Source organism: Streptococcus sp. ELY_90, from assembly GCF_058314475.1.
In genome coordinates this window covers 1-25,832 of sequence record NZ_JBZFUJ010000013.1, presented here as the reverse complement: position 1 = coordinate 25,832, position 25,832 = coordinate 1, and the positions used below count along the sequence as shown (strand labels likewise).

The 25,832-nt window shown below is 41.0% G+C and carries 30 protein-coding genes and 3 pseudogenes; 31 read left to right on the top strand and 2 right to left on the bottom strand.

The window, feature by feature from the left end; genetic code table 11:
• The first annotated feature begins 96 nt into the window (after window positions 1-96).
• The 15 genes and pseudogenes from AC4HAF_RS08345 to msrA form a co-directional block, all read left to right on the top strand.
• Window positions 97-375, top strand: a complete 279-nt coding sequence (locus tag AC4HAF_RS08345; RefSeq protein WP_002282923.1) for a hypothetical protein — start codon at window positions 97-99, stop codon at window positions 373-375.
• A 13-nt stretch (window positions 376-388) separates the two neighbouring features.
• Window positions 389-712 carry a replication initiator protein A gene (locus AC4HAF_RS08340; RefSeq protein ID WP_002282922.1) on the top strand — a complete coding sequence of 108 codons (324 nt, stop codon included), beginning with the start codon at window positions 389-391 and terminating at the stop codon, window positions 710-712.
• Window positions 702-1,367 carry a thioredoxin domain-containing protein gene (locus AC4HAF_RS08335; RefSeq protein WP_491092171.1) on the top strand — a complete coding sequence of 222 codons (666 nt, stop codon included), beginning with the start codon at window positions 702-704 and terminating at the stop codon, window positions 1,365-1,367. The genes AC4HAF_RS08340 and AC4HAF_RS08335 overlap by 11 nt, the downstream gene beginning before the upstream one ends.
• 314 nt (window positions 1,368-1,681) lie before the next feature.
• Window positions 1,682-2,539 (top strand): replication initiation protein, encoded by an 858-nt coding sequence (locus AC4HAF_RS08330; protein ID WP_491097384.1) that lies wholly within the window; start codon window positions 1,682-1,684, stop codon window positions 2,537-2,539.
• Between the two features lie 305 nt (window positions 2,540-2,844).
• Window positions 2,845-4,025, top strand: a pseudogene (mobV, locus tag AC4HAF_RS08325) (MobV family relaxase).
• 165 nt (window positions 4,026-4,190) lie between these two features.
• Entirely contained in the window at window positions 4,191-4,652 is a 462-nt protein-coding gene (locus tag AC4HAF_RS08320; protein ID WP_491092168.1) for a hypothetical protein, read from the top strand.
• A 165-nt stretch (window positions 4,653-4,817) separates the two neighbouring features.
• Entirely contained in the window at window positions 4,818-4,916 is a 99-nt protein-coding gene (locus AC4HAF_RS08315) for a type I toxin-antitoxin system Fst family toxin (RefSeq protein ID WP_002282917.1), read from the top strand.
• A 1,086-nt stretch (window positions 4,917-6,002) separates the two neighbouring features.
• Complete coding sequence (locus AC4HAF_RS08310; RefSeq protein WP_491097383.1) at window positions 6,003-6,665, top strand: hypothetical protein; 663 nt, start codon at window positions 6,003-6,005, stop codon at window positions 6,663-6,665.
• 123 nt (window positions 6,666-6,788) lie between these two features.
• Window positions 6,789-7,778, top strand: a complete 990-nt coding sequence (locus tag AC4HAF_RS08305) for a zinc-binding dehydrogenase (protein WP_491097382.1) — start codon at window positions 6,789-6,791, stop codon at window positions 7,776-7,778.
• 237 nt (window positions 7,779-8,015) lie between these two features.
• Window positions 8,016-8,525: a MarR family winged helix-turn-helix transcriptional regulator gene (locus tag AC4HAF_RS08300; RefSeq protein ID WP_491097381.1), complete on the top strand. Its 510-nt coding sequence runs from the start codon at window positions 8,016-8,018 to the stop codon at window positions 8,523-8,525.
• A 6-nt stretch (window positions 8,526-8,531) separates the two neighbouring features.
• Window positions 8,532-8,891, top strand: coding sequence for a class Ib ribonucleoside-diphosphate reductase assembly flavoprotein NrdI (locus AC4HAF_RS08295; protein WP_491097380.1), 360 nt, complete (start codon window positions 8,532-8,534; stop codon window positions 8,889-8,891).
• A 39-nt stretch (window positions 8,892-8,930) separates the two neighbouring features.
• Window positions 8,931-9,239: an antibiotic biosynthesis monooxygenase family protein gene (locus AC4HAF_RS08290; protein WP_491097379.1), complete on the top strand. Its 309-nt coding sequence runs from the start codon at window positions 8,931-8,933 to the stop codon at window positions 9,237-9,239.
• Between the two features lie 27 nt (window positions 9,240-9,266).
• Window positions 9,267-10,616, top strand: coding sequence for a dihydrolipoyl dehydrogenase family protein (locus AC4HAF_RS08285; protein ID WP_491097378.1), 1,350 nt, complete (start codon window positions 9,267-9,269; stop codon window positions 10,614-10,616).
• A 51-nt stretch (window positions 10,617-10,667) separates the two neighbouring features.
• Window positions 10,668-11,105: a peptide-methionine (R)-S-oxide reductase MsrB gene (gene msrB / locus AC4HAF_RS08280; protein ID WP_491097377.1), complete on the top strand. Its 438-nt coding sequence runs from the start codon at window positions 10,668-10,670 to the stop codon at window positions 11,103-11,105.
• A 30-nt stretch (window positions 11,106-11,135) separates the two neighbouring features.
• Window positions 11,136-11,630, top strand: a pseudogene (gene msrA / locus AC4HAF_RS08275) (peptide-methionine (S)-S-oxide reductase MsrA); the annotation flags it as partial.
• 185 nt (window positions 11,631-11,815) lie between these two features.
• Here msrA and AC4HAF_RS08270 read toward each other — a convergent pair.
• Window positions 11,816-12,126: pseudogene (locus AC4HAF_RS08270) on the bottom strand (tyrosine-type recombinase/integrase); the annotation flags it as partial.
• A gap of 407 nt (window positions 12,127-12,533) precedes the next feature.
• Here AC4HAF_RS08270 and AC4HAF_RS08265 point away from each other — a divergent pair.
• The 8 genes from AC4HAF_RS08265 (at window position 12,534) to AC4HAF_RS08230 (ending at window position 16,595) form a co-directional block, all read left to right on the top strand.
• Entirely contained in the window at window positions 12,534-13,202 is a 669-nt protein-coding gene (locus AC4HAF_RS08265; protein ID WP_491092160.1) for an ArsR/SmtB family transcription factor, read from the top strand.
• Between the two features lie 305 nt (window positions 13,203-13,507).
• The gene (gene trxA, locus AC4HAF_RS08260; RefSeq protein WP_491092159.1) at window positions 13,508-13,822 is read left to right on the top strand and encodes a thioredoxin; all 315 of its coding nucleotides are present in this window, start codon (window positions 13,508-13,510) and stop codon (window positions 13,820-13,822) included.
• 8 nt (window positions 13,823-13,830) lie between these two features.
• Window positions 13,831-14,751, top strand: a complete 921-nt coding sequence (gene trxB / locus AC4HAF_RS08255) for a thioredoxin-disulfide reductase (protein WP_491097376.1) — start codon at window positions 13,831-13,833, stop codon at window positions 14,749-14,751.
• Entirely contained in the window at window positions 14,748-15,017 is a 270-nt protein-coding gene (locus tag AC4HAF_RS08250) for a hypothetical protein (protein WP_491097375.1), read from the top strand. The genes trxB and AC4HAF_RS08250 overlap by 4 nt, the downstream gene beginning before the upstream one ends.
• Entirely contained in the window at window positions 15,018-15,197 is a 180-nt protein-coding gene (locus AC4HAF_RS08245; RefSeq protein ID WP_491097374.1) for a type Z 30S ribosomal protein S14, read from the top strand.
• Window positions 15,198-15,220: 23 nt separating this feature from the next.
• Complete coding sequence (locus AC4HAF_RS08240; RefSeq protein WP_491097373.1) at window positions 15,221-15,871, top strand: DsbA family oxidoreductase; 651 nt, start codon at window positions 15,221-15,223, stop codon at window positions 15,869-15,871.
• A gap of 1 nt (window position 15,872) precedes the next feature.
• A complete protein-coding gene (locus AC4HAF_RS08235; RefSeq protein ID WP_491097372.1) occupies window positions 15,873-16,022 on the top strand; it encodes a hypothetical protein in 150 nt (49 codons plus the stop codon).
• 9 nt (window positions 16,023-16,031) lie between these two features.
• On the top strand, window positions 16,032-16,595 hold the full coding sequence (locus tag AC4HAF_RS08230) for a TMEM175 family protein (RefSeq protein WP_491097371.1): 564 nt from the start codon (window positions 16,032-16,034) through the stop codon (window positions 16,593-16,595).
• A 483-nt stretch (window positions 16,596-17,078) separates the two neighbouring features.
• On the opposite strand, the gene AC4HAF_RS08225 is transcribed toward AC4HAF_RS08230, so the two are convergent.
• Entirely contained in the window at window positions 17,079-18,191 is a 1,113-nt protein-coding gene (locus tag AC4HAF_RS08225) for an oxidoreductase (RefSeq protein WP_491097370.1), read from the bottom strand.
• Between the two features lie 122 nt (window positions 18,192-18,313).
• Between AC4HAF_RS08225 and AC4HAF_RS08220 the strand changes: the two genes are divergently transcribed.
• From AC4HAF_RS08220 to AC4HAF_RS08185, 8 genes are all read left to right on the top strand, one after another.
• Window positions 18,314-18,844: a TetR/AcrR family transcriptional regulator C-terminal domain-containing protein gene (locus AC4HAF_RS08220; protein WP_491097369.1), complete on the top strand. Its 531-nt coding sequence runs from the start codon at window positions 18,314-18,316 to the stop codon at window positions 18,842-18,844.
• A gap of 348 nt (window positions 18,845-19,192) precedes the next feature.
• The gene (locus AC4HAF_RS08215; protein ID WP_491092146.1) at window positions 19,193-20,074 is read left to right on the top strand and encodes a substrate-binding domain-containing protein; all 882 of its coding nucleotides are present in this window, start codon (window positions 19,193-19,195) and stop codon (window positions 20,072-20,074) included.
• 10 nt (window positions 20,075-20,084) lie between these two features.
• Window positions 20,085-20,930, top strand: coding sequence for a phosphate ABC transporter permease subunit PstC (gene pstC / locus AC4HAF_RS08210; protein WP_491097368.1), 846 nt, complete (start codon window positions 20,085-20,087; stop codon window positions 20,928-20,930).
• A gap of 2 nt (window positions 20,931-20,932) precedes the next feature.
• The gene (gene pstA, locus AC4HAF_RS08205) at window positions 20,933-21,817 is read left to right on the top strand and encodes a phosphate ABC transporter permease PstA (protein WP_491097367.1); all 885 of its coding nucleotides are present in this window, start codon (window positions 20,933-20,935) and stop codon (window positions 21,815-21,817) included.
• Window positions 21,810-22,559 (top strand): phosphate ABC transporter ATP-binding protein PstB, encoded by a 750-nt coding sequence (pstB, locus tag AC4HAF_RS08200; protein WP_491097366.1) that lies wholly within the window; start codon window positions 21,810-21,812, stop codon window positions 22,557-22,559. The genes pstA and pstB overlap by 8 nt, the downstream gene beginning before the upstream one ends.
• The gene (gene phoU / locus AC4HAF_RS08195; RefSeq protein ID WP_491097365.1) at window positions 22,556-23,212 is read left to right on the top strand and encodes a phosphate signaling complex protein PhoU; all 657 of its coding nucleotides are present in this window, start codon (window positions 22,556-22,558) and stop codon (window positions 23,210-23,212) included. Before pstB ends, phoU begins: the two co-directional genes overlap by 4 nt.
• Complete coding sequence (locus AC4HAF_RS08190; RefSeq protein ID WP_491097364.1) at window positions 23,209-23,886, top strand: winged helix-turn-helix domain-containing protein; 678 nt, start codon at window positions 23,209-23,211, stop codon at window positions 23,884-23,886. Before phoU ends, AC4HAF_RS08190 begins: the two co-directional genes overlap by 4 nt.
• Window positions 23,879-25,534, top strand: a complete 1,656-nt coding sequence (locus tag AC4HAF_RS08185) for a sensor histidine kinase (protein WP_491097363.1) — start codon at window positions 23,879-23,881, stop codon at window positions 25,532-25,534. Before AC4HAF_RS08190 ends, AC4HAF_RS08185 begins: the two co-directional genes overlap by 8 nt.
• Window positions 25,535-25,832: the final 298 nt, after the last annotated feature.

Sequence of the window (25,832 nt, the reverse complement as noted above, 5' to 3'; positions counted from 1 at the left end):
CTCTTGACTAAAATTCAAAAAGAATTTATAATGTATATAAATAATTCGATTTGAATTATTTCGGAGCTTATATAATAAAGAAATAGAGGTGATCATATGGCAGAAAATTTTACTGTTCAACTTCCTAAAGCTACAGAAAAGAAACTGCTAGCTCGATACGACAGCATGGTACAAGAGGCGATCGAAAAAGCATTTGCAGATAAGGACTTAAACAAGCCCATGGTGCGCATGGCCGGCTTGTGTCGTTGGCTAGATGTCTCAACAACAACTGTTATTAAGTGGCAACGTCAAGGTATGCCTCACTTTGTTATTGATGGTGTAACCTTGTACGATAAACGCAAGGTTGCAAAATGGTTAGAACAATATGAAAGATAAGGAGATTGACAAAATGTATGATGAAGAATGCTACCTAATCCCTAAGGTTCTCCTTCAAGATGAATTTTACAGTGCTCTAAGTGTTGATGCTATCTTTGTTTATACTATTTTGAAAGAGAAACAGAAAGAAGCTGTCTTGCGCCACTGGATAGATGAAGAAGGCAATATTTACCTTTCTTACTCTATCGAAGAATTAATGAAACTGTTTGGTTATTCTAGAAGCAAAATGGTTGTTCTTATGCGCTCCCTGGAGGAGCACAATCTTATTGAACGTGACAGAGTTCCTGTATTTTATGGACACTCTTTGCCCTATCGGACATACATCAATGAAATTTAATGGAGCTGGCAATATGATGAAAGTATTCTTTGGCAGTGATGCTGCTATTAAGGCTCAGTTGACCCAACAACTAGACGCCTATCAAATTACCTATCAGGCAATGGACAAAGACGCCTTAACTAAGCAAGAGTTTTTGAAGATGATGGCAATGACAAGTGATTTCTTTGAGTTGCTATCTCCGAGTCTTTATCTTTATAAACTAGATAATCGAACAAGTCTCAATAACTTTATTGATAAGGTTTTATCAGATAAAGAGAAGAATATCCGTTTTCCTCTTGTTATTTTTGAAAATGAAGTTTATCCAGAGATGTCGGTAGAAGAGGTGAGGAGATTTCTACCGAGAGAGTACAGACAAGCAGAACGAGAACAATTATTCAGGAAGCTACAAATTATTGATGAAGGTAGGATGTTCTGGAGTAATTTTGAAATACTCCGTAAGAAGTCTGAGTTACGTTGGTTTGAATTCAATGATTTGATGTTTAGAGACGATTCATCTAACTTAACTCAGGCCAAGAGGAATAAAGATAGATTCTTTTATTACAAACATGAACATAAAACTCCACCTGATAAATACGTAGAAAAGATGGCAGAAATTTTGTTTGTCGATAAAGAGGATTTCTTCAAAAAAACTGTTTTAGATTTGCAGACGATATGATGATTTTTGAAAAAATTTTGGGAAGAAAAATCTGTTGAAAATAGCTCTGAAAATTCTTTGAAAATTGGTTTTTGGAGACAGGATTTTTGAATTTGTGAAATCTTCACAACGCGGGCTCCTCTAACAGCCCGCTGAACGCACATTTCGTGTGCATTTTCTATCCAAGTTTTTTGACAAGTTTGGTTGAGCAAATTGTAAGATGTCCGACGAAGTCGGCTTGGGGTTGCTCCCCCAAGTTCGTCAATTTACGAGATCTTTACGCAGGCAAAAAAGAGGCGCCGATAGGTGACCTCGAAAAAGAAAGGAGGTTAAATTTGAATACCCGAGTAAGCTTAGATAATATCACGCTAACCGCTTATATCCAGTCAAAATGGCTGCAATCCCTGAAAAATTTGGTTGAGAATAACATAGCCATAACTATGAAACTAGCTACAACTGATAGATTTGAGGCATATACTCAGGATGTAGGACGAGTAGTTCTCCTGATGCAGTATGACAAAATAAAAGGACAAGCCTTTAATGCTCGCCCTTTCAGGTTGGAGTTTAACCCAAATAAGCTCCGACCTGTAGATAAAAGTATCCTTGGTACGATTATAGCATATCTTGAAGATGTTTCAATCTCTCGTGCTGACTTAGCGTTTGATTTATTCGAGCTTGATTGTAGTAATTTTATTTTAGAGAAAAAAGGAAGGGGGGTTGCAACAAAAGAATTCCGCTCCAAAGATGATAAGTTGGAAACAAAATATTTAGGAGCTTCCCGCTCCGAGAAACAAATTCGACTTTACAATAAAAAATTGGAGCAATTGAGTAGTGGAACAGAGAGTGAAAAGCAGTTTGCTAGTCAGTTCAAAAATTGGTGGCGTTTAGAATTTCAACTTCGCAATAGGGCAGTTGATGAAATATTTACAGTCATCAATGAAATCATTTTTAAACCTAACAATTTTGAAAATCTCACTTTGGAATCTCAGATTTATCTTTCAGCTATGTTACATGATAAAAGTACATGGAGAAGAGTTCATAGAAATACTCGAAGCAAGTACAAGAAAATGCTAGATACCTATCAGACATCTGAAATTGATTATTTGGCAGAGATGAAAAATCTACTCAAAGAAAGACGAGAGAAACTTGAAACTGAACTAGCCTTTTATGCAGGGAAATTTGTTGGACAATAGCGAAGCTGTCCAACAAGCATTTTGAAAAAATGCTTTGCTCGTATCGGCGAGCAACTCTGAAAAGCAGCTTGTGGCTCGAGCTGCATTTTCAGATCTCCTCACTGAATAAAGTGAGGAGAGAGCCGTCTGCAAGACCCTTCGGAGAACGCACCTTTACCTTGGTAAAGTATAGTGCGTTATACTTTACATGGAAGTTGTGCCGAAAATACAGGCGAAGCACTTAAAAATAGCCGTTAATATTTGGGTGAATAATAGTGGAACGATTCACCCCTTGCTCGCTATTCGAGCAAGAGAAAGGACATAATATGAGTTATGCAGTTGCAAGAATGCAAAAAATGAAATATGGTAATTTACGAGGAGCATACAAGCACAATGAACGAATTTTTAAAGAGCATTCTAATAAGGATATTGACCCTAGCAGGTCACACCTTAACTATGAGTTGACGGAACGTGACCATTCTATATCGTATGAAAAGCAGATTAAAGATTACGTGAACAAAACTAAAATCTCAAATCGGGCAATTCGAAAAGATGCCGTGTTGTGTGACGAGTGGATTATTACTTCGGATAAACAATTTTTTGAAAATCTGAGTGATGAGCAAACACGAGAATTTTTTGAAACAGCTAAGAATTATTTTGCAGAGCACTATGGCGAGGAAAATATCGCTTATGCAAGTGTGCATTTGGATGAGAAGACACCGCATATGCATATGGGTATAGTTCCAATGAGAAATGGCACATTATCATCAAAAGCTATGTTTAACCGTGATGAGTTGAAAAAGATACAAGCTGATTTTCCTAAATATCTAAGTGACAATGGCTTTGACCTAGAAAGAGGGAAGGTCAATAGTGAGACTAAACATCTTAGCGTTAAGGATTACAAAGAGAAACAGCAAATGCTTGAGAACATGGACGCAAAAATTGATTTAAGGCAAGCTAAAATGCAGCAGCTTACGAAAGACTTAGCTGATAAGAAAGAAGCGTTATCCACGGTTGATAAAATTTATGAAGATCTAAATGGATTAGGTTTATCCGACTTGCAGGAAGGGAGGCTTGGTAAGAAAACGTTAGGAGGAAAGGTAAAGATTGAGCAAGAACAGCTGAATAGGCTGGTAAAAACAGCTGTTGATAATATCAGCAAAAATCATCAGTTAAGAACTAATCAAGAAAGGATGACCAATCGTATAAAGATACTTGAAACCCAAGTATCCAATAAGGTCGGCTGCTGAATGAGCTTAATAGCACAAAAGAGGAGGTGACCAAACTAAAAATCGAAAATAGCAATCTTAGGGATAAACTTAATACGTTAATGGAAAGGCTAAACGTGGCAACTAAGAGGCTAGGTTTGTGGCGTACCCAAGCAAAAAACTATATGCCAACAAAGGACTTTAAGAAGATTATGAAGAGTATAAATGCAATAAAGCCAGAACCCCTTGTTATTAAAACAGTTCAGATAGTTAAAAAAGTAATTGATAAGTCAATGTAGAATTTTTATGCCGAGAAAACTTTTGTCAGTAAGCTAAGCGATTTAGACTAGACGTGTCTGAGTCGCAAGGCTGAAGACTTGCGAGCAGAGCACGTTAGTTAAAAATCAGCGAAGGTTACTTGCTGACAAAAGGAAATTGGAATAAATTAGAAAAAGGAGAGCAAAATGAGTTTTGAAACAAAAGTGATGAAATTTAAATTGGATAAGATGACTGGAGAACGGTTTATAAACCTCTTAAAGTATTGTCAGACACAAGTTAGTGAGGTATCAGAACTAGAAGATTGGTTACGATTAAATCAGATTAAGGACAAGCCTAACTTTCAGGATTTTTTAAAAGGTAATATAAGCTTTCTGGCCATGGTGAACTATTTGAAAGAAAAAGGGATAAAATGTGCTATGGATGGGTCGCGTTCTCTTCGTGATATTTATGTACGTATTGACGACTTAGAAGCTTTTGAAATTAGTGTTAAACAGATTATTGATGACTTACTATCTTTAGAGATAGAGGACTGGTTAAGCTCTAAATTGCTAAAACCAACAGCGAAAATGGATTTTTATGATAGCTTAGAGTGGGCCAAGCAAGAAACTCAAAAGCTCATAGATGCTAAAAAGGGTAAAAAGAAATGAGAAAAAAGCTATTTGTTTTCAGCCTTTGTTTACTTGTCGCAAAAATGCTGTGCAGGTCTGTGGCAGAGACCTTGACTTCAATAAGTATGATTTTCAAGAAATAGCTTGTATGTTATAATAGGGCTTGGCACAAATGACACCGCCTCGAAAGGGGGTGAGTTGCCCATGTGGGATTTTGTACTTCTAAATATCATCGCACCAATTTCGGTTGGGGTAGTGCTTGCACTATTTTCTAAATGGCTAGATAGGAAAGACGATGATTAAGTGCCACTAGCTCGGACGTAGTTTCGCACCTACGCAAAAAAAGCCTCAGGTCTGGACACCTGGGGCTTTTCCGTTGCCTCATGTTGAGGGAAGATGTACTTCTTCGCACAACTATTATCACACAGTAACCAAAAAAAGTCAATAAAAAAAGCTAAGAGCGAATCGAGGATTTACCTGATGATCATCAGGAGGCAGCACCCCTACCTGAAGCGATAGTACCGCTTCCTTTGAATGAGTCGTCACCGATTAAAACTCAGCCTCAGCTTTTCTCCATTATATCTCAGCAGAAGACCAAAGTCAATAAAAAGGTCTTCACCAATGCGAGACAAATTTCTTTATTGTATAAGCCCCGAAATCTGATTTTTGATACCTTTTTGATACCGTTTAGGTTCAAATATTTGTGTATATGTAACAATTTTTAGAATATCTGATAAAAGAAATGTTGATTTATAGCTTATTTGACTGTATGCAGTGTTTTTGACAAACAACCAGGTCTTAAGAAAGCACGTAAAGCTAGTCAGTTCTCAAAACGTTAATCAAAGCGATTATATCAACGTTTCAAAGCACTTCATGGTTCACACCATGGGGTGTTTTTTGATGATTTTTAGCAGAATTCACACCACTTTTCACACTATTATTACTTTTTATAGGGAAAGGGACAAATCAGCAAGCTAAGCTTCATTTTTAAGTCCGTGCTTTTAGACTATAACTAATCCTAAAACTTTTCTTTTTCGTAATCTTCTTGGAGAAGAGATTGGGACAAAAGTCCTGCTTCCGATTAACTAGTTTGGATAGAGCAGTTTGAACCACTGCTGATTGGAAGTCCTTATCCTTTGCTAAGGCGGATAGTCTTATCCAGTGAATGATTTCTAGCTGAGCCTTAAAATAAGAGAGCGAGGAAAATCGAAATCGCCATTTCATGTCATGACGATTTAATTTTTCTTCCACGCTCTGTTTTTTATTAAAATATAATCGTAAGTGGTATACTAGAGATATAGTGTGTCTAAAGTCATTGAGATTTTTTAAAATAGCATTTGCAGAATTGATGAATTAGCTATTTAACAAAAGAAGGGGAGTGGTCAGACGATGAAGCTGACAGATGAATTATTTGCAAAATATACATTAATAGAAGATACTCTATTGCCCTACGGATTTCAAAAAAGAGGGGATTCGTATTTCTATAGCAAGCTGATTCACAATAATGAGTTTGACCTTCATATTCTAGTTGAAAATCAAAAAATAGATGCGAAACTGACAGAAGTGGAGTTTGGTGAAGAATACACCTTGATCAATACTGATGCTACTGGCAGTTTTGTGGCTGCCTTGAAAGAAGAGTGCCAAAAGGTGCTTCTTGATATTAGAGACAAGTGCTTTAAAAAAGACGATTTCTTTTTTGCTCAAACAAATAGAATTGCTGATTTGATTAAAAAGAAATACGGAGTAGAACCAGAAAGAAGTAAGAATGGCAATGAAAGCAATGGGATATTCCGTAACCCTGCAACAAAGAAGTGGTTTGGCCTTGTTATGTTCGGGAAAAAGAGCAATCTGATAGGTGATTCAAAAGAAAGGGTCGAATATCTGAACTTAAACTTTAAGCAGGCTGCTGAAACATATCATCAAAAAGGAATCTACCATCCTTACAAGAAAAAGAACAAACATTGGGTTGCAATCATCATGGATGATACACTTACTGATGAGGAGATCATGGCTTTAGTCGATATCAGTTATGAAAAGTCAAACCAGAAATAAAGCTGTCAGCTTTAAGTAAATAGGGGAAATGCGATCTATTGGCGGCTTTCTTAAACGGTGTAATTATGATACAATGAAAGCGCTTAAACAAATGGTTTTAAGAAAGAAAAATGAGGTGACATTATGAAAGCTTGGGTTTTATCCAGCCAAACAGAATTAGGTGTACCAAATTTAGAATTGGTCGAAATGCCGAAACCACAGCCAGAATCAGAAGAAGTTTTAATCGCTGTTCGTGCAGTAGGTTTAAATCCTGCTGATTACAAGCTGGCACAGCAAGGGGTGGCTTCTTGGGAATACCCGCATATTTTAGGTTTGGATATGGCCGGTGAAGTTGTTGCTGTTGGCGATAGTGTTGAAAACTTCAGTATTGGAGAGCGAGTAGCTGCTCATATTGATTTAGCTCAACAAGGTTGTTTTGCAGAATTTGCGACAGCTCCAACCTATACGGTGGCCAGAGTTCCTGAAAATGTTTCCTTTGAAGAGGCCGCAGGTCTCTTGTCTACAGGTATTACTGCCTATCAGGCATTACACCGTAAGGCTAACTTATCAAACAGAAAATCCATACTTGTTCATGCCGGTTCGGGCGGTGTCGGCTCCATGGCTATACAGCTGGCGAAAATTGCAGGGCTGACAGTCTTTACGACAGTCCCCGGTAATAGGAAAGATTTCGTGTATGGATTGGGTGCAGATGTGGCTGTTGATTATGAAAAAGAAAATATTGCTGATGTCATCAAAGAACGGACTGCTGGTTTAGGTGTAGACCTGATCATTAACACTTTGGGGCAAAGTTACGCGGACAAAGATCTTGATATGCTCGCATTCAATGGGGACTTAGTCTGTATTGTTGCTCCGCCAAGTGCCGGTGCCATGGATAAATTATTTTCTCGCGGTTTGGGGGTTCATCTGACTTTTGTAGGGGCTGCCCATCAAAGCGGCAATATGCAGCAAAAGCAGGATTTAGGACAAATGGCGCAAGCCGTGTTGTCATTGGCTGCCGAAGGAAAACTGCAAGTTCCAATCGCCCGTTCGTTTACCTTTGCTGATTTACCGTTAGCACTGGCGACCTTAGAAAAAGAGCCGCCTGCTGGAAAGTTTGTTGTCCAAGTTGATTGATAAGATAAACTTCGGTGTGAAGAGACAAAAACACCTAAAAGGGCCAAACTGGCCCTTTTAGTTTGTCTAAAATAACAGCTAAATTTCTTAAGATTATCCCAATGTAGTTTGTGTCTAGACAGCAATGATATTTTGATTGCCTCTTCACTTTGACAATCAAGACAATAAAAATCAAGGCTGTAAGCAAAATTTTTGCAATGCCGATTTGATTTTGTTAAACTGGTTGCAATCAATCGATTGAATAAAATTGATTTTAAGGGGGTTGAAGTGACACAGACACAAAAAATAGGGGATAAGCTTCAAGAGCAACAATCATCTCTGCTTTTAGAACATCATCTCTGCTTTTCTTTGTATGCAGCGTCTAGAGAATTTATCAACCGCTACACGCCTTTGTTAGCTGAGATCGGACTGACCTACACACAGTATGTGGTCATGATGGTTCTCTGGGAAGAGCACAGCACTATTACACGTGAACTGCGAGATAGAGTGTTCCTGGACAGTGGCACTCTGACACCGGTACTAAAGAAATTAGAGGAAAAAGGATTCGTCATTAAGGAGCGCTCACAAGCGGATGCGCGTGACTTGATTGTTACCCTCACTCAAGAAGGTGCAGATCTAAAGCAAGCTGCTTTGGCTGTCCAAGCCGAAATTGCCAAAAACTTTAAGGGCAGCTCGGATAATGGCAAGCTTTTGTATCTGCTTCAGGAAATGATGGAGACCTTCCGACAAGAACGAAAGGGAAAGTAAACAGTTATGACCAAAATCGTTTATGCAAGCCGTACAGGCCATGTTGAAAAAATTGTGAATCAGCTGGGCATGACAGATGTCTTAAAAATCGAAACAGGTACCGAGACAGTTAATGGAGATTATGTGATTTTCACTTATTCTACAGGAAAAGGCAAAACGCCGAAAGTCGTTGAGCAGTTTTTAGCGCACAATCCAGGCGTCAAGGCCGTTGTTGGGAGTGGTTCCATGGCAAAACATGCCGAAACGTTTAATTTTGGCGCAGAAAACATTGCCCAGACCTACAAGGTACCTATCTTAGCCAAGTTAGACGGCACAGGAACGCCTCAAGAGATTGAAGACTTAGCTAAGAGCTTAGAAAACATGTAACCAAAGCAGAAATTTACCAGATAAAAAGGAGACCGCATAATGACAATCGTACAGACAGCCGTATTTACCGTAGACAAACATTACCAAGATGAATTTCTTGAAAAAATCAAGCGTGATGTTGCTTCCCTCAAAGAGTGGCCGGGCAATCTAGCAGCTGAAGGCTGGCAAGGCGAAGACAAAGGGGATAGTATCGAATTTATCCTCCTATCAAAATGGAATTATAAAACAGACTTTGAGGCTTGGCTGAATCGTCCGGGCCACAAAGAAGGACATGCAGATCCAAAAACACAGGAGATTCGCAAACACGTGTCACGCAAGGTGAATACCTACAGAGTATTAGCTGACTAGCACTCAAAGAAAAGTGAGGAAAAACCAATGAATTATGATGTAATCTTTATCGGAAGCGGCCATGCCAATAACCATGGTGCGCGTCTGCTGGCCGCAGCAGGGAAAAAGGTCGCTATGATTGAAGCAGACAAATTTGGCGGTGTCTGTACTAACTATGGCTGCGATGCTAAAATTCTCTTAGATGGCCCATTTGAATATTTAGACGGCTTGAACAACTATCAGGATTTGGGCTTGACAGCTGATGTTCAGATTGATTGGGCAGCTATGATGGCTCATAAACGCAAGACCTTGGCTGGTTTTCAAGAGGTATTTCCGCCCATGTTCAAAAACTTAGGGATTGACATTATCAATGGACGGGGAACAATCGTCGATGCCCACACTGTCACTGTAGATAATCAGCACTACACGGCTGACTACATCGTTATTGGGACTGGCGCCCGCAATGCTAAACTTAATATTCCAGGTAAAGAGTTTACGCAAGGCAGCACCGAATTTTTAGATTTGGATGCTTTGCCTGAACACATGATTGTAATCGGTGCAGGTATTATTGGGATGGAATTTGCGTCAATGGCCTTACTAGCAGGCAAGAAAGTGACCTTCTTTGAATATGCGGACCGCCCTTTGCTGGCTTATCCAGAAAAATATGTCCAAAAAATCGTGGCTAAATTTGAAGCCCAAGGCGCTGTCTTCCACTTTGGCCAAGCCGTTGCCAAAGTCGAAAAAGCTGGCAAGGGCTTCCGCGTAGCGACACAAACAGGTCAAGAAGCTACTGGCGACTTTGTGCTGGATGCGACAGGACGTGTCGCTAACGTTGAAAACTTAGGGTTAGAAAATCTGGGTGTCGAAGCAAGCCCGCGTGGCATCAAGGTAGACGGACATATGCGCACTGCTGTGCCGAATATCTATGCCTCAGGTGACGTCGTTGACAAAACCATTCCCAAATTAACACCAACAGCCGAGTTTGAGTCCAACTATATCGCACGTGACATCCTAAATCCTGAAGGAGAGGCCATCACTTATCCTGTTATCCCTAACCTTGTCTTTACTTTGCCTCGCATTGGGCAAGTAGGAGTTACTGTTGATGAGGCTAAAGCTCACCCTGAAGAATACAAATTGGTTGAAATCCCATGGGGAGAGCAGCACGACTGGGTCAACAATCACGAACGGGATGCTGAACTGGCTTTGATTTTTGACAAGGAAGACTACTTGGTGGGTGCTGCTGCCATTTCCAGCCAAGCTGGCACTTGGCTGGACTGGCTGACACCAATCATCGAGAAAAAGATGACCGCACAGGACCTTAGCAGCATGATCGTGTCCTTTCCAACTCAAACCTATATGCTCTGGTCAACATTGACATCACTTTTAAAAGCGCAATAGTTGGAAAAATGTTAACACCTATCTTTATATCAATAAAAAGGAGGACCACACATGACAGAAGAAACAAAAGAAGCATTACGCAAGCGTATCGGCGATTTGGCCTATGAGGTGACACAAAACGCTGCAACTGAGCGTGCTTTCACAGGAAAATACGACGAGTTTTTTGAAAAAGGGATTTACGTTGATATCGTAAGTGGCGAGCCCTTGTTTTCCTCAACAGATAAGTATGACTCAGGCTGTGGTTGGCCAGCCTTTACCAAACCTATTGACAGCCATCGGGTGACCGATCACGAAGACCGTTCTTTCGGTATGCGCCGTATCGAAGTTCGCAGTCAAGAAGCTAACTCACACTTAGGACATGTCTTTAACGACGGCCCCATTGACCGCGGCGGTCTGCGCTACTGCATCAACTCTGCTGCGCTCAAGTTTATTCCTTATGAAGAAATGGAAAAAGAAGGCTACGCAGATTATATGTCTATCGTTGAGTAAAGGCTTATTTCAGAAAATGGAGGCAAGTATATGAAAACAATTTATCTGGCAGGGGGCTGCTTTTGGGGTGTTGAAGGCTACTTTGACTTGATTGACGGTGTTGTGGGCACCCGTGTGGGCTATGCCAATGGTCAATCTGAGGTGACGTCTTATGCCTTGATTGATGCAACAGATCATGCAGAAACTGTCGCTGTCACTTACGACCCGGAACGCATCACCCTGCGTGAACTGCTCCAGCACTATTTCCGCATTATCAATCCTTTCTCTATCAATCGTCAAGGCAACGATATGGGCCGTCAGTACCGCACAGGTATTTATTACACGGATGAGAGTGACAAGGCGGTTGCGCAAGAAATGATGCAAGCCGTCAGTCAAAAACACGATGGCCGTCCTCTGGCTGTTGAGCTGGAACCTTTACGTCACTTTATAGATGCTGAGGATTATCACCAAGATTACCTCAAAAAAAATCCCAACGGCTACTGCCATATTGATTTATCTTTAGCTAAGGTACCAATAAAAGAGATTGATTGAAATTAGCTTAAGGATTTAAAAATATTGACATTTAATCCTGACAAATCAAGTCTTACGAAGGTTCGTAAAGCTTCACAATTCTCAAAACGTCAATCAAAGCGATTATATCAACGTTTCAAACACTTCATGGTTCACACCATGGGGTGTTTTTTTGATACTTTTTAGCAAAATTCACACCATTAGTTTTTAAGATTGCGATAGGCGACTTCTCCAACAGCCATAGAAACAACATTTGAAGTATTAATATAAGTTTTGGTAGTAAGGATATCGCTATGTGTTAGAGCTTCTGAAATAGCTTCTAATGAAATTCCTGTTTGTTTAGCAAGTGTTGTGCCAGTATGACGTAATTTGTGCGGTGTAGCATGACAAGCTCTTTATAGCGACGTTTAACTGATTTCATCTTGTTATGGAGATAGTCAGCATGTAAAGGCTTATTGATATTTCCTTTAGTGTCTATATAAGTAAAGACATACTGCTCATCAGGTAGTATGTCTTGATGCTGTTTACTTTTTGTCTCTTGATTTAGGCTTTGAGATAGTAGCGACAACAGAAGTAGTTGTGGACTATTTTTGTGAATGTCCGAAATTAATCATTAGAAAATTGTTGGCAGTTGAGAGCTATAAGTAAATCATTTTGATACAATTTATGGTCGCATATAGATAGTATGTCACAAAAGAAACTGCGGCTCGTTAAAAATTTCATTTTTTCAGAGATAGGTCTCTTTTTACATGATTTACCTATTAATATTAGTAAATGTTAAGGATAAGTATTCTTTTTATTTTTTGGCGAATGCCTATCTTTTTGCCACAAATGAGTATCAACATCTTTCGAATGGAATAGTTGACAACTATTTTTAAGAATTATACTATTGAATTGAATAGATAAGGAGTTGATTTGATGCAAGAGACAATGACTGATTACAAACAAAATATTTACCAAGAGCTATCTCGCTTAACAAAGGGGCTAGGAAGTGAGAAGCGTCTTGATATTTTAAATATATTATCACAGGGACCAAAGACAGTTGAGGGAATTGCGCGTGCGACGGGTCTCTCTGTTGCCAATACTTCGCGCCACCTTCAGGTTTTAAAAGAAAGTCACTTGGTGGTGACGAGTCGAAATGGTAATTTTATCCGTTATAGCTTAGCTTCTGAAAAAGTTGTCCAGCTAGTTCTTCTGTTATTTGCTGTCGGTGAAGAACAGTTAGCAGAAGTCAGAGCGATTGAGTCAGACTATGATGAGGCAGCTGGTGTTCCTCAGATTGAGCTTGATAATGCAATTGAATTAGCAGCTAAGACAGATACTCTCCTACTTGATTTAAGGCCTGCTGAAGAGTATGAAGCAGGGCACTTGCCAAAAGCTCTTAATTTACCAATCGATGAGTTTGATCAAAAAAAAGCTCAGCTTCCCAAAGAGAAGACCATCATTGTTTATTGTCGCGGGCGCCAATGTGGCTATGCCAACCTAGCAGCACAAGATTTACAGAGTTTGGGCTACAGTATCTATAGTCTCAATCGCAGTTTTGCTGATTGGAAGTGGGGTGCATCCTCTCGTTCAGAACTTGACTAAGGTGTATTCCTTAGTCTTTTCTTATAACCGGAGACTCGTGAGCAAAATCATTGCAAAATAGATTTGGTGTGCTATAATTCAATTATTCAATAAAAAAGTTGAATTTCTTTTTTACACAACCTATTCAATGATTTTATTGAATTGAATCTTTGAAATACTTCTTATTTAGTACTCAAGGAAACTAAGTGATACAAATTGGATTTTTAGAAGGGCTACGTTAACCTTTTTGAAATTCATTCTTTTATTCTTATGCTATTCAATTATATGATTGAATAGAAGTGGTTTATTTTAGATAGGAGTTTTTTATGACGACACAACTAACAACTGAAACATTTGCGAAATCTATCCAAAATGGGGTAAGCTTTGTCGATTTTGGGGCGCAGTGGTGCCCGCCTTGTCGGATGATGGAACCGGTAGTGGAAGAACTTTCACAGGACTTTGACGGAAAAGCAACGATTGCTCAGGTGGATGTGGACCAATCACAAGATCTGGCCAATCTCTTTGGCATTCGTTCTATTCCAACAATGGTGATTTTTAAAGATGGCAAACCCGTTGATGCTCTTGTTGGCGTTCATCCTAAACAAACATTGACGGAAAAAATCCAAGCACAGTTATCATGAGGTGATTTATGTATGATGCAATTATTGTAGGTTCAGGATCTGCAGGGTACACAGCTGGCATTTATTTAAGTAGAGCTGGTTTGAAAAATCGATTGATCACAGGCTATTCTGAGGGTGGTCAATTAACCACCACAACCCTCGTAGAAAATTACCCAGGTTTTGAAAACGGGATTGATGGCAATAAATTGGTCCAAACGATGCGCCGCCAAGCAGAACAGTTTGGCACCGAAATGACCTTTGGATTTGTTCAAAAAATTGAAGGCGAATCGTCTCCTTTCAAGGTACATCTGGATAATGGTGAAATCATTGATACCAAGGCCGTTATTATCGCAACAGGCTCTAGCGCTAAATACCTGGGGATTGAAGGCGAAGAAGAGGCCATTGGGAAGGGTGTCAGCGCTTGTGCGACCTGTGATGCTTTCTTCTATAAAGAGCGTGAAGTCCTTGTAGTTGGCGGGGGTGATGTCGCTATGGAAGAAGCCCTCTATTTGACACGCTTTGCATCGAAAGTGACTGTTGTCCACCGCCGCAATGAGTTACGCGCATCTGATATTATGGCCAAACGGGCTCAGGCAAATGATAAAATTCATTGGATGTTAAATTACACGCCTGTCAAAGTTGCATCTAATCTGATGGGAATGACTGGTTTGGATGTTCGTAATAATGAAACAGGTGATATTGAGCACATTCAGGCTGACGGTCTCTTTGTGGCCATTGGTCATCAGCCAAACACCGATTTTCTTGATGGGAAATTAGCATTGGATGATAAAGGCTATATTCAAACACAGGCAGGAACAGCAAAGACCTCTGTTGCAGGTATTTTTGCAGCTGGTGATGTGCAAGATCCAAAATACCAACAAGCCATTACAGCAGCAGGCAGCGGTGCCATTGCTGCCCTAGATACATTGGCCTATATTGATAACCTATGATAAAATCAGTCACGTCTAGTATCGAATTAGAAGAACTGTTAGCCCAACATCAAAATCTAGCTCTTCTTGTTTCAGGAAATCAATGCAGTCTATCGTCTCTTGGGCAAAAAGAACTCATAGACACGGCTGAACGAGAGCATTTGGTGCTTTACCAAGCAGATATTTTTCAAGTGCCCCGTCTCATTTCTTTATTTGGCATTCAGCCTACCCTGACGAGTTTATTAGTCTTTAAAAAGGGTCAATTAGTTGGGAAAAAAGAGGTTTAAATGGCAAGAAAAGCTTTGATACAAAGAAAAAAGAAGGCCTACTCGGTTCAAGAATATTCACGCTGTTTGGCATGTGGCCGTCCGCATTCGGTCTACCGCAAGTTTAAACTTTGTCGGATTTGTTTACGCCAGCAAGCTTACCAAGGTGTCATTCCTGGGTTGAAAAAAGCTTCTTGGTAATGGAAAGAAAGGAAGGAAGAAATATGGAAATTAGTTACTGGTCAGATGTTGCCTGTCCATTTTGTTACATTGGTGCTAGTCGGATGAAGCGTGCTATGGCAGCTGTTGGTTTAAACCCGGAAGATTTGACAATGAAAGCTTACCAGCTAAATCCCAATGCGCCTTTAGAAACAAGCGAAACCATGCTCACAGAGTTTGCTGCTAGTCACGGTATGACCACTGAGCAAGCTAAAGCTCAGTTTGCGCACATGGAAAGCATGGGAAATGAAGAAGGGCTGCGTATTGATATGGCGGGGATTATTCCAACCAACACCTTTTCAGCTCACCGTCTTATTAAATGGTCGCAGAAGTATTTAGATAAAAAAGATCATCAAAATTTCATTATGGCCTTGTACCGTCTTTACTTTGAAAAACATGCCAATATTGCGGATCATTCTGTGTTACTGGCTGCGATCAGTGAATTTCGTTTACCACAAGAAGAGGCAGCGCAGGTTCTTGCTGGAGATGCGTTTGCTGACGAGGTCAAACGCGATATCTTAGAAGCCCATCAATCAGGCGTTCAAGGTGCACCTTTCTTTGTTCTGAACAATAAGTATGGCATTTCAGGTGCTCAGCCTTATGAATACATGTTAGCGGCATTAAAACAAATTCAAGCAGAGGAAGGAGCACAATAAAATGATAGATACCCCTTTTCAACTACTAGACAGTGATTCAGAAGAGACAGGTTTAGTTTGTGGGATTGATGGCTGCAGCATAGAGCCTTCAACACAGCCGTTAGAAACTCCCTCTCAGCCATTAGAAAAAAAGCAAAAAAGCAGTCATTAGGAGGGCAGAGTGGAAAAACCAAGGGTAGAAGCCTTGTCAGATGCTATATTGGCCATTATTGTCACAATTATGGCCTTGGAGTTACAGTTACCTAAGGAGTTGACCGTAGCAGGATTTAGAAGTATGCTGCCCATGCTTTTTATCTACATTACTAGTTTTTTGCAAATCATGGCAGTCTGGCTATATTATCATGAACTCTACAAATTAGTAGATCATGTCAGCTTTCATTTATTTGGAGCCAATAGTTTTTGGCTCTTAACGGCTAGTTTTGTTCCCTTAGCGACTCGAGCGATCGGACAGCATTCCGCTAATTTTGCCTTTCTCCTGTTTTACCTCATCGTTCTTGCCCTTTGGGATGCAGCTTGGATAATCATGACAGCAATGGTGATCAAGACGAGTCAAAGACCGTTATCAGCTGAAGAAAAAAAGATACCTTATCGGTGGGCACTATTATATGGATTGCAGCTAGTGATCATATTATTAGTTGGCTATCTTTTTCCAAATCTCATTCCTTTTGCCCCGCTACTGATGATTGTTAATGTTATTTATGGTTTTTTAAGCAACAAATCTTGAAAAGGACTAAAAATAATGGGTAACTAGCATCGGTTATAAAATCAATTATTAACCTTCAGAACCCCATTTCTCAGTAAGAGAATGGGGTTTTAAGTACGACTTATCCCGTGAGCCTCTTGGATGAACAGCGAATCATGAGACCTCAGCAGATTATTTTAAAAAGAGAGAAAGCTTGAACTGCTATTCTTTTCTTTTATCTAACGCATGCCTGAGTTGATTAATAATTTAAAAGAACTTATGTTGTAGAATCTAATTCTAATATTGGCGGGAAATAGTATTATGCAGTTTTAGAAAATAATATAAAAAATTACTATTGTTCCGTGAATTGCTAAATGTTATTCCGCAAATAGATCTATTGTTCGATATGAGTCTTTCTAATGTGAGTTTGGTCGCTTTTCTAAGTCATATGGGACTTTTTTGATACACAAAAAATCCCCCAGAAGTTACATGCTATCTGGGGTCTTTTGATGTTAGTGATGGCCTTTAAATGCCTTCGACTGGAGGAAGCGGAGTGTCTTCAGCACGGAGCCACTCTACTAAATCATCCGGCCAGTTCAGCTCTTCTAAATTTTCGACTCTTGTCCGAATGGTATCTGCCTTGCCGTCTTTGATTTTTTGCATAAATGCCGGTTCAACCAATGCTGCTCGGCCTATTGCAACCAAATCAGCCTGATTTAGGGCATCTAAAGCGTCATCGGCAGTGAATACACCGCTGACAATGATTAACTTGGCGCGCTCTTTGATAGCTTTATTGGCCAGAGCTGCGTAACTTTCTTCGTGTCCGTCCGGTTTAGCATCATAGTGAGTAAACAGCGAAATATGGATATAATCCAATTTATTGTGTTCCAGCAGTGCATCAACTAATTGCATGCTGTCATCCACGGTATATCCGACGGTTTCTCCATGGATTTCGTCTGGAGAGATGCGGTAGCCTACGATAAAGCCTTCTGGCGCATACTCATCAACAACACGGCAGACTTCCTTGGCGACAGCCAGAGGAAAATTCATTCGATTGGTTAATGAGCCGCCCCATTTGTCGGTGCGATGATTTGAATAAGAAGAGAAGAATTGCTGAAGGAGATAGTGATTTGCTCCGTGAATTTCAACGCCGTCAAAACCTGCATCGATTGCACGCTTGACAGCTCTGCCAAAGTCCTTAATGGTCTCTTCGATTTCACTGGCAGACAATTCCCGAGGATGATGATTTAAAAATGGGAAATCCATCTCAGTTGGCACAGCAGCAACGCCGCCATTCTGTGTAATATCTGCCTCACGGCCTGCATGGTAGAGCTGTGCAATGGCTTTACTGCCATCTTTTTTGATGGTTTGTGCCAGTTTTTTAAGACCTGGAATGAATTCATCATCAAAAATGCCGATCTGTCCTTTAAAACCGCGTCCGATCATGTTAACATTCATGGCCCCGGTGATAATCAAGCCGGCAACTTTGGTACGAATACTGAAGTAATCTAAATCGGCCTGGCTGACGCTGCCATCAAGATTGGCGCCTTTTGCTTCCATCGGAGCCATAACAATAGCTGATGGAGATTTTCCGCCATTTGGGAAGTTAACTTCCTCAAGAAGTTTTTGATAAGTCATGTTTAGACCCCCTTTTATATCCTCATTGTGATATAATTATCATAGCACAATGAAACCGTTTTCAAAGCGACAGAATTTTAGTTTTGTTGTGACAAAACAGAGAAAGTGTAAGAGCACCTGTAATGACAGTACCAACTAAAAAGATCATTTCTAATTCCATTATCCACTTACTTGAAAAAACCAATTATGAAAGTCTCACTGTCTCAATGATTATGAAAGAAGCCGGCATGTCCAGGCAAACGTTTTATCATTATTTTCAGGATATTCCTTCGGCCATGTTTTCAATTTTTTCCGAGGATTTAGAAAAAAGTTTTGTCTTATTTAAGCAGAAGAAAAGCTATCGGGACAGCACGGAGTATCTGCTAAATAATTTAAAAGAAAAAAAGAATTTTTTGCGTGTGCTGGTTACTGAATTCGATAATAAGTTTTTTGTTGAAAATTATTATGATTTATTAATGGATGTCTCGTATGATTATATTGGTCTAGCACAAATTGATGATGAAATTGAATTCTTATTGAGTTTGTACTGGTTTGGTGTGATCTATAAGATGATTGGCTGGATTAAGTCAGGCATGTCAATGGAAGTTGAGAGATTAGTTAAACTATTGTATGCGGGGATGCCAAACAGGCTGCAGGCTTATATGTCATTTTAGTTCAGCCAATAATTGTTTTTGATTATAGTTCAATTTTATTAGACTAGGACGAAAAGCAAAGGATTGAAGGCACTTGATTTACCATCCGGTACAATTAAAATATTAAGAACCGGCAGCAACAGGGCAGAACAGCACTCCATGCGTCATAACACGGGGTGTTTTTTGTGTGCTTGAACTTTAGGAGTTCTGGCTGAGAAAAGTTCCATAAAGTGGGCAGTCAGAGGGAAAGATTATGGAAATACCGGGACATTTTACAAAAACTTTACATAATCAGGGTAAAAGATTTGATGTTTGGTGCGTATAATAAAAGCTGTAAGATTAATATGTCTTTTAGATTAGGAGTCTATCATGAAAAAATTGAAATTCTTATCGGCGCTTGCAGTGACAGGTTTGGCTGGCTTAGCTTTATTGAGTGCCTGCGGCAGTTCCAGTGAAAAATCGTCTTCGCAGACGATCAATGTTGTTTCCCGTGAAGACGGATCGGGAACACGGGGAGCTTTTGTTGAGCTGTTCGGAATTGAAGAAGAAAAAAGCAACGGTGAAAAGGTTGATTTGACAACCGATAAAGCAGCTGTGACCAACTCAACAGCCGTGATGCTGACAACAGTTGCCGGAGATGAGAATGCCATTGGTTATGTTTCCATGGGCTCTTTAGATGATAAGGTCAAGGTTTTGTCAATTGACGGCGCCAAGGCATCGGTAGAGAATGTCAAAAACGGCAGCTATAAAATTTCCCGTCCATTCAACATTGTGACGCAAGATAAGATTAGCGACGTAGCTCAGGACTTCATCAGCTACATTATGAGCAGCGACGGTCAAAAAGTTGTTGAAAGCAACGGCTATATTGCAATTGATGGGAAAGAAAAATACGAATCCAGTGTGGATTCCGGAAAATTGGTTATCTCAGGTTCAAGTTCAGTAACACCTGTTATGGAAAAGCTTAAGGAAGCTTACCTGAAAGTCAATCCTAAGGTGACGATTGAAATTCAGCAGAGTGATTCTTCAACCGGAATTACCAACGCTATTGATAAGACCTGTGATATTGGAATGGCTTCAAGAGAACTTGAAAAATCTGAAACCTCAAAGGGTGTTAAATCACAGGAAATTGCTCTGGACGGAATCGCTGTTATTGTCAACAAAGGCAATGATATCAAGGAATTGAGCAGTAAACAAGTTAAAGCAATCTTCAAAGGCGATACAACAAAATGGGATGATATTCTCTCAAAATAAGGAGCTGTGAATGAATCATTCTAAAGAAAAAGTAATGCAAGCGGTATTCTTTCTTACCGCCTGTATTTCTATTATATCGGTTATTTTAATCTGTGTTTTCCTTTTTTCAAGCGGTATTCCTGCCATTCAAAAAATAGGTCTTAAGAATTTTCTTCTGGGAACTGTTTGGCAGCCTGCCAATAATGTCTATGGCATCTTTCCTATGATTGTGGGATCCGTCTATGTAACTCTGGGAGCCCTTATAATAGGGGTTCCTATTGGTGTGCTGACAGCGGTTTTTATGGCCAGATTTTGTCCGGAAAAAATTTACAAACCCTTGCGCAGCGCCATCAATCTGATGGCCGGTATTCCGTCTGTTGTTTACGGTTTCTTTGGTCTCGTGGTTTTAGTGCCCTTTGTCAGAGAACATATTGGCGGATTTGGTATGGGTGTGCTGACAGCATCGGTTTTGCTGGGATTGATGATTTTACCAACCATTATCAGCGTTTCTGAATCGGCTATCCGAGCAGTGCCCAACAGTTATTATGAAGGCGGGCTTGCCTTGGGAGCCTCGCATGAGCGCAGTGTCTTTTTTGCCGTCCTGCCGGCAGCCAAACGGGGGATTCTGGCGGCTGTTATTTTAGGTATCGGCCGTGCGATTGGTGAAACGATGGCGGTTATCATGGTTGCAGGCAACCAGGCTGTTTTGCCTGATTCTCTGACCTCTGGTATCAGGACTCTGACCACCAATATTGTTATGGAAATGGGTTACTCAAGCGGCCTGCACAGAGAAGCTTTAATCGGGACAGCGGTTATTCTGTTTATTTTTGTCCTTATTATCAATATCAGCTTCTCCCTGCTTCATAAAGAGGATTAGTCATGGAAAAGGAAAACATCAATCAACGAAATTTTCAGCAGCAATTAAAATCCTACAAGCAGGATCCGGTCTCTCTGATTCTGTTCCTGTTGGTATATGGTGCAGCGGTTGTTACTTTTGTCTCCATTGTCTTTATTGTGGGCTATATCCTAATCAAGGGGATTCCCAATCTCAGTCCTAAACTTTTTGAGTTTAAGTACACCAGTGAGAATGTCTCCTTGCTCCCTGCCCTTGTTAATACTGTCTTTATCACCGTTTTGTCCTTGGTCTTGGCGGTTCCCATCGGTATCGGGGCATCTATTTATCTGACGGAATATGCCAAGCGGGAAAATCCTTTTGTTTCTGTTATCCGTATTGCAACAGAAACTCTTTCGGGCATTCCGTCCATTATTTACGGTCTCTTTGGGGCACTTTTCTTTGTGAAATATGCGCATTTTGGCCTGTCGCTCCTGTCCGGATCAGTAACTCTGAGTATCATGATTTTACCTTTGATTATGCGGACGACAGAAGAAGCCCTCTTATCCGTGCCTGACAGCTATCGCGAAGGCAGTTTTGCTCTTGGTGCCGGCAAGCTCCGCACGATTTTTCACATCGTGCTGCCGAGTGCTATGCCGGGTATTTTTTCGGGTGTCATTCTGGCTATCGGGAGAATTGTCGGTGAATCAGCTGCCCTTATCTTTACGGCAGGAACAGTGGCAGAGGTTGCCAAGAGTGTCTTTCGGTCTTCCAGGACTTTGGCCGTGCACATGTATGCTATTTCAGGAGAAGGACTGTATATTAACCAGACCTATGCGACAGCAGTTGTCTTGCTGGTGCTGGTGATTATCATTAACCTCCTTTCGGAGACTATTGCAAGAAAATTAGGAAGTGAGACAGGCGATGAGTAAATTAGCCATCAATCATTTGGATTTGTATTACGGGGATTTTCATGCCTTAAAAGATGTCAATCTGGCTATTGAAGAGCACAAAATAACGGCCTTTATCGGACCGTCAGGCTGCGGGAAATCAACCCTTTTAAAAAGCCTTAACCGCATGAATGATCTCGTTAAAAACTGCAGAATCACCGGCGATGTGCTGCTTGATAAGCAAGATGTTTACCGCGATATTGACATCAATGTTTTACGCAAAAAAGTCGGCATGGTTTTTCAAAAACCCAATCCTTTCCCCATGAGCATCTATGATAATATTGCTTTTGGCCCGCGGACGCATGGTATTCATGCTAAAGCTCAGCTGGATGAAATCGTTGAGCACTCTTTGAAAAATGCTGCCATCTGGGACGAGGTCAAGGATCGTTTGACGAAATCTGCTCTTGGTCTGTCAGGCGGCCAGCAGCAGCGCTTATGCATTGCCAGAGCCTTGGCTATTGAGCCAGATGTACTGTTAATGGATGAGCCAACCAGTGCCCTAGACCCTATTTCCACTGCTAAAATCGAAGATCTGGTAACAGAACTTAAGAAAAAATATACCATTGTGATGGTTACTCACAACATGCAACAGGCGGTTCGTATTTCTGACAAAACAGCCTTTTTCCTCCTGGGAGAAGTGGTTGAATACAATAAGACCAGTCAGCTCTTTTCACTGCCGCAGGATAAACGGACGGAAGAATATATTACAGGGAGGTTTGGTTGATGCGTTCAAAATTCGAAAATCAGCTTAATGAGTTAAATAAGGATTTAATCTTAATGGGGGCTCTTTGCGAAGAAGCCATTTCCAAATCTCTTGATATTTTAGAAGATGATGAATTTTATCTGGTTAATAATGTCAGTGAAATTGCCGCTCAAACCGATCAGCTGGAAAGAGATATCGAGTCACAGTGTCTGAAACTCCTGCTTCGGCAGCAGCCGGTGGCCAAGGATTTGCGGCGGATATCAGCTGCTCTTAAAATGATCTATGACATGAAGCGTATCGGTTCTCAGTCTGCAGAGATTGCCAGTATTATCGCCTTAAAACACATTAAATCAGGGCAAAAAGAAGTTCAGATTCTCCAAGAAATGGCGCGCTTTGTCGTTCAGATGGTGACAGACAGCATTGATGCTTTCGTCCGTGACGATGAAGCCCTGGCGCAAGAAGTTATTGTTAAAGACAGCCATGTTGACCAACAATTTGATACAATAAAAGAAGGACTGATTACATACTTCACCGAGCCGGATGCCGATGGAGAATATGCCATTGATGTCTTGATGGTTTCAAAATATATCGAGCGAATCGGAGACCATGCAGTTAACATTGCCAAGTGGGTGCTTTTTTCAATCACTGGGCAGTTAGATGGAGAAGCAACATGATATTTTGCATTGAAGATGACGATGATATTCGTGAGCTGATGTTATATACCTTGCGCACTGCGGGTTTTGAAGCTCAGGGGTTTCCCGACAGCCAGTCTTTCTGGCAGACTCTGAATCAAGAGCAGCCCGAACTCATTCTTTTAGATATTATGCTGCCGGAGGAAGATGGGATCAGTATTTTGAAAAAGCTGCGCGCAGACAGCAGGAGCTCCCATATTCCTGTCATCATGGCAACGGCTAAGGGGACCGAGTACGATAAAGTCAAAGGTTTGGATCTGGGAGCGGATGATTATCTGGTCAAGCCTTTTGGAATGATGGAGATGGTATCCCGTATTAAGGCCGTGCTGCGCCGCAGCGGGAGCATTCAAAAAGATGAAGAGCTTACTTTTGGTCAGCTGAGGCTCAATCCGCGCAATTACACAGTGACACGAAACGGGGCAAGGATTGATCTGACACTTAAGGAATTTGAACTGCTGGCAACACTCATGCGCCATCCCAGCCGTGTTTTTACCCGTCAGGAACTTTTGGACAAGGTATGGAGCGATAATTTCCTGATTGAAACGCGGACGGTGGATGTCCATATCGGTACCCTGCGGACAAAGCTGGGTCCTTGCGGAGAATACATCCGTACCGTGCGCGGAGTTGGCTATCGAATGGAGGAGCCGCATGACTAAAAAACTATTTCGGTCGATTTTATTAGCCAATATTGGTGTCTTTTTGTCCTCTTTGATTTTAATAATGGGGGTACTCTACCGCTATTTTACAGATGTAGAAATGGAGCAGCTGCAGACGCAGACAGCCTTGGCAGCTCAAGGGATTTCTCTGGACGGAGAAGATTATTTTGAGAGTCTGAAGACCTCCAATGTTCGTATCACTTGGGTGGATAATACCGGCAAGGTTCTCCATGATACCAAGTCCAATCCGGCTAAGATGAGCAACCACGGCAATCGTGAAGAAATCAAAGAAGCCTTGAAAGACGGTTACGGAGAAAGCACACGCTATTCGTCAACGCTGACCCAGCGCTCGCTCTATGTGGCCCAAAGGCTGGATAATGGAACAATTGTTCGCCTGTCGGTCACACAGCGCAGCATTCTTCTCTTGCTGCTGGGCATGCTGCAGCCCTTGATTCTGATTATCATTCTTGCAGTTGTGCTATCAATCTTTGTGGCCAGGTACACATCCAGAAAGCTTGTCCTGCCTCTCAATCGCCTGAATCTGGAAAAACCGCTGGCTAATGATGTTTATGAAGAATTATCGCCTCTTCTGAGACGAATTGACCGGCATCAAAGAGAGCTGCGCAGGCAAGATGCCCTGCTGACAAGACGGAAAAAAGAGTTTGATACTATTATTTCCAAAATCAGAGAAGGCATGATTTTGCTGGATGAAAAACGTTCTATTATCAGTATTAATGCCGCGGCTATGCAGCTTTTTCAGACAGATAACAGCTGTATGGGCAAAGATATTTTAGAAATAACACGCGATATCACACTCAACCAGCTTTTAGAAGAAGGCCTGAAAGGCAAGAAAAAAGAAGGCTTGGTCACCTTTGGCAAGGAGAATTACCGTGTGCTGATACGGCCGATTAGCTCAGACAGCAAGGTAACCGGTGTCATGATTTTGCTGTTTGATGTAACAGATCAGCTGCAGGCAGAAAAGATGCGGCGTGAATTTACAGCGAACGTTTCTCACGAGCTAAAAACGCCTTTGCACTTGATTGCAGGCTACTCTGAAATGATGACCAATGATTTGGTTTCTGATCAAGATGTACAGCAGTTCTCAGAAAAAATCTACATTGAATCCCAGCGCATGATTCAGCTGGTGGAAGATATTATCAATTTATCTCATTTAGACGAGTCTTCTCAAGTAGCGATGGAATCTGTTGATCTGTATCAGGTGGCAAAAAATGTGATGGATACTCTTTCTTCAAAGGCGACTCAAAAGAAAGTCTCCCTGCATTTGTCAGGAGAATCAGCCTCGGTAACAGGCAATCCGGCCCTGCTTCACTCGGTCATTTATAATCTGTGCGACAATGCGATTAAGTACAATCGCGAGCACGGAGACGTTTATGTCAGTGTGAAACCTCAGCAGGATACCGTTGTCTTAGAAGTCAAAGATAATGGTATCGGAATTGATGAGAGTGAACAAGAGCGCATCTTTGAGCGTTTTTACAGAGTGGATAAGAGCCGCTCGAAAAAAGTCGGCGGCACAGGCTTAGGACTCTCCATCATCAAACATGCCCTGCAAATCCACGATGCCGCAATCACCGTCCAAAGCATCCGAGGTCAGGGAACAACCATGACGGTGACTTTTAAGGCAGGGTAGAAAAACTTTAGAATGAGGCACAGCGCTTTTACTGCTGCCAACAGTCTATTAAAGAGTAGGGATATTTTAACAAGCCAGCTACTGCTTCATTCAGCATTTTAATGTATCGCTTGATAGAAACAGCTGCCGCATTGCGGCAGCTGTCAGGCTGAAGACAAAGCTCTTAGAATTGCATTTCTAAGAGCTTTTTGCTCTGTTTAGGAGTATACTAAAAGAAAACGGTTTGTGAGGTAAGGCCATGTTTCACAAAGAAAAACCAGATTATAACCGTCATCAGTACGGGTTCTATACGCTTGAT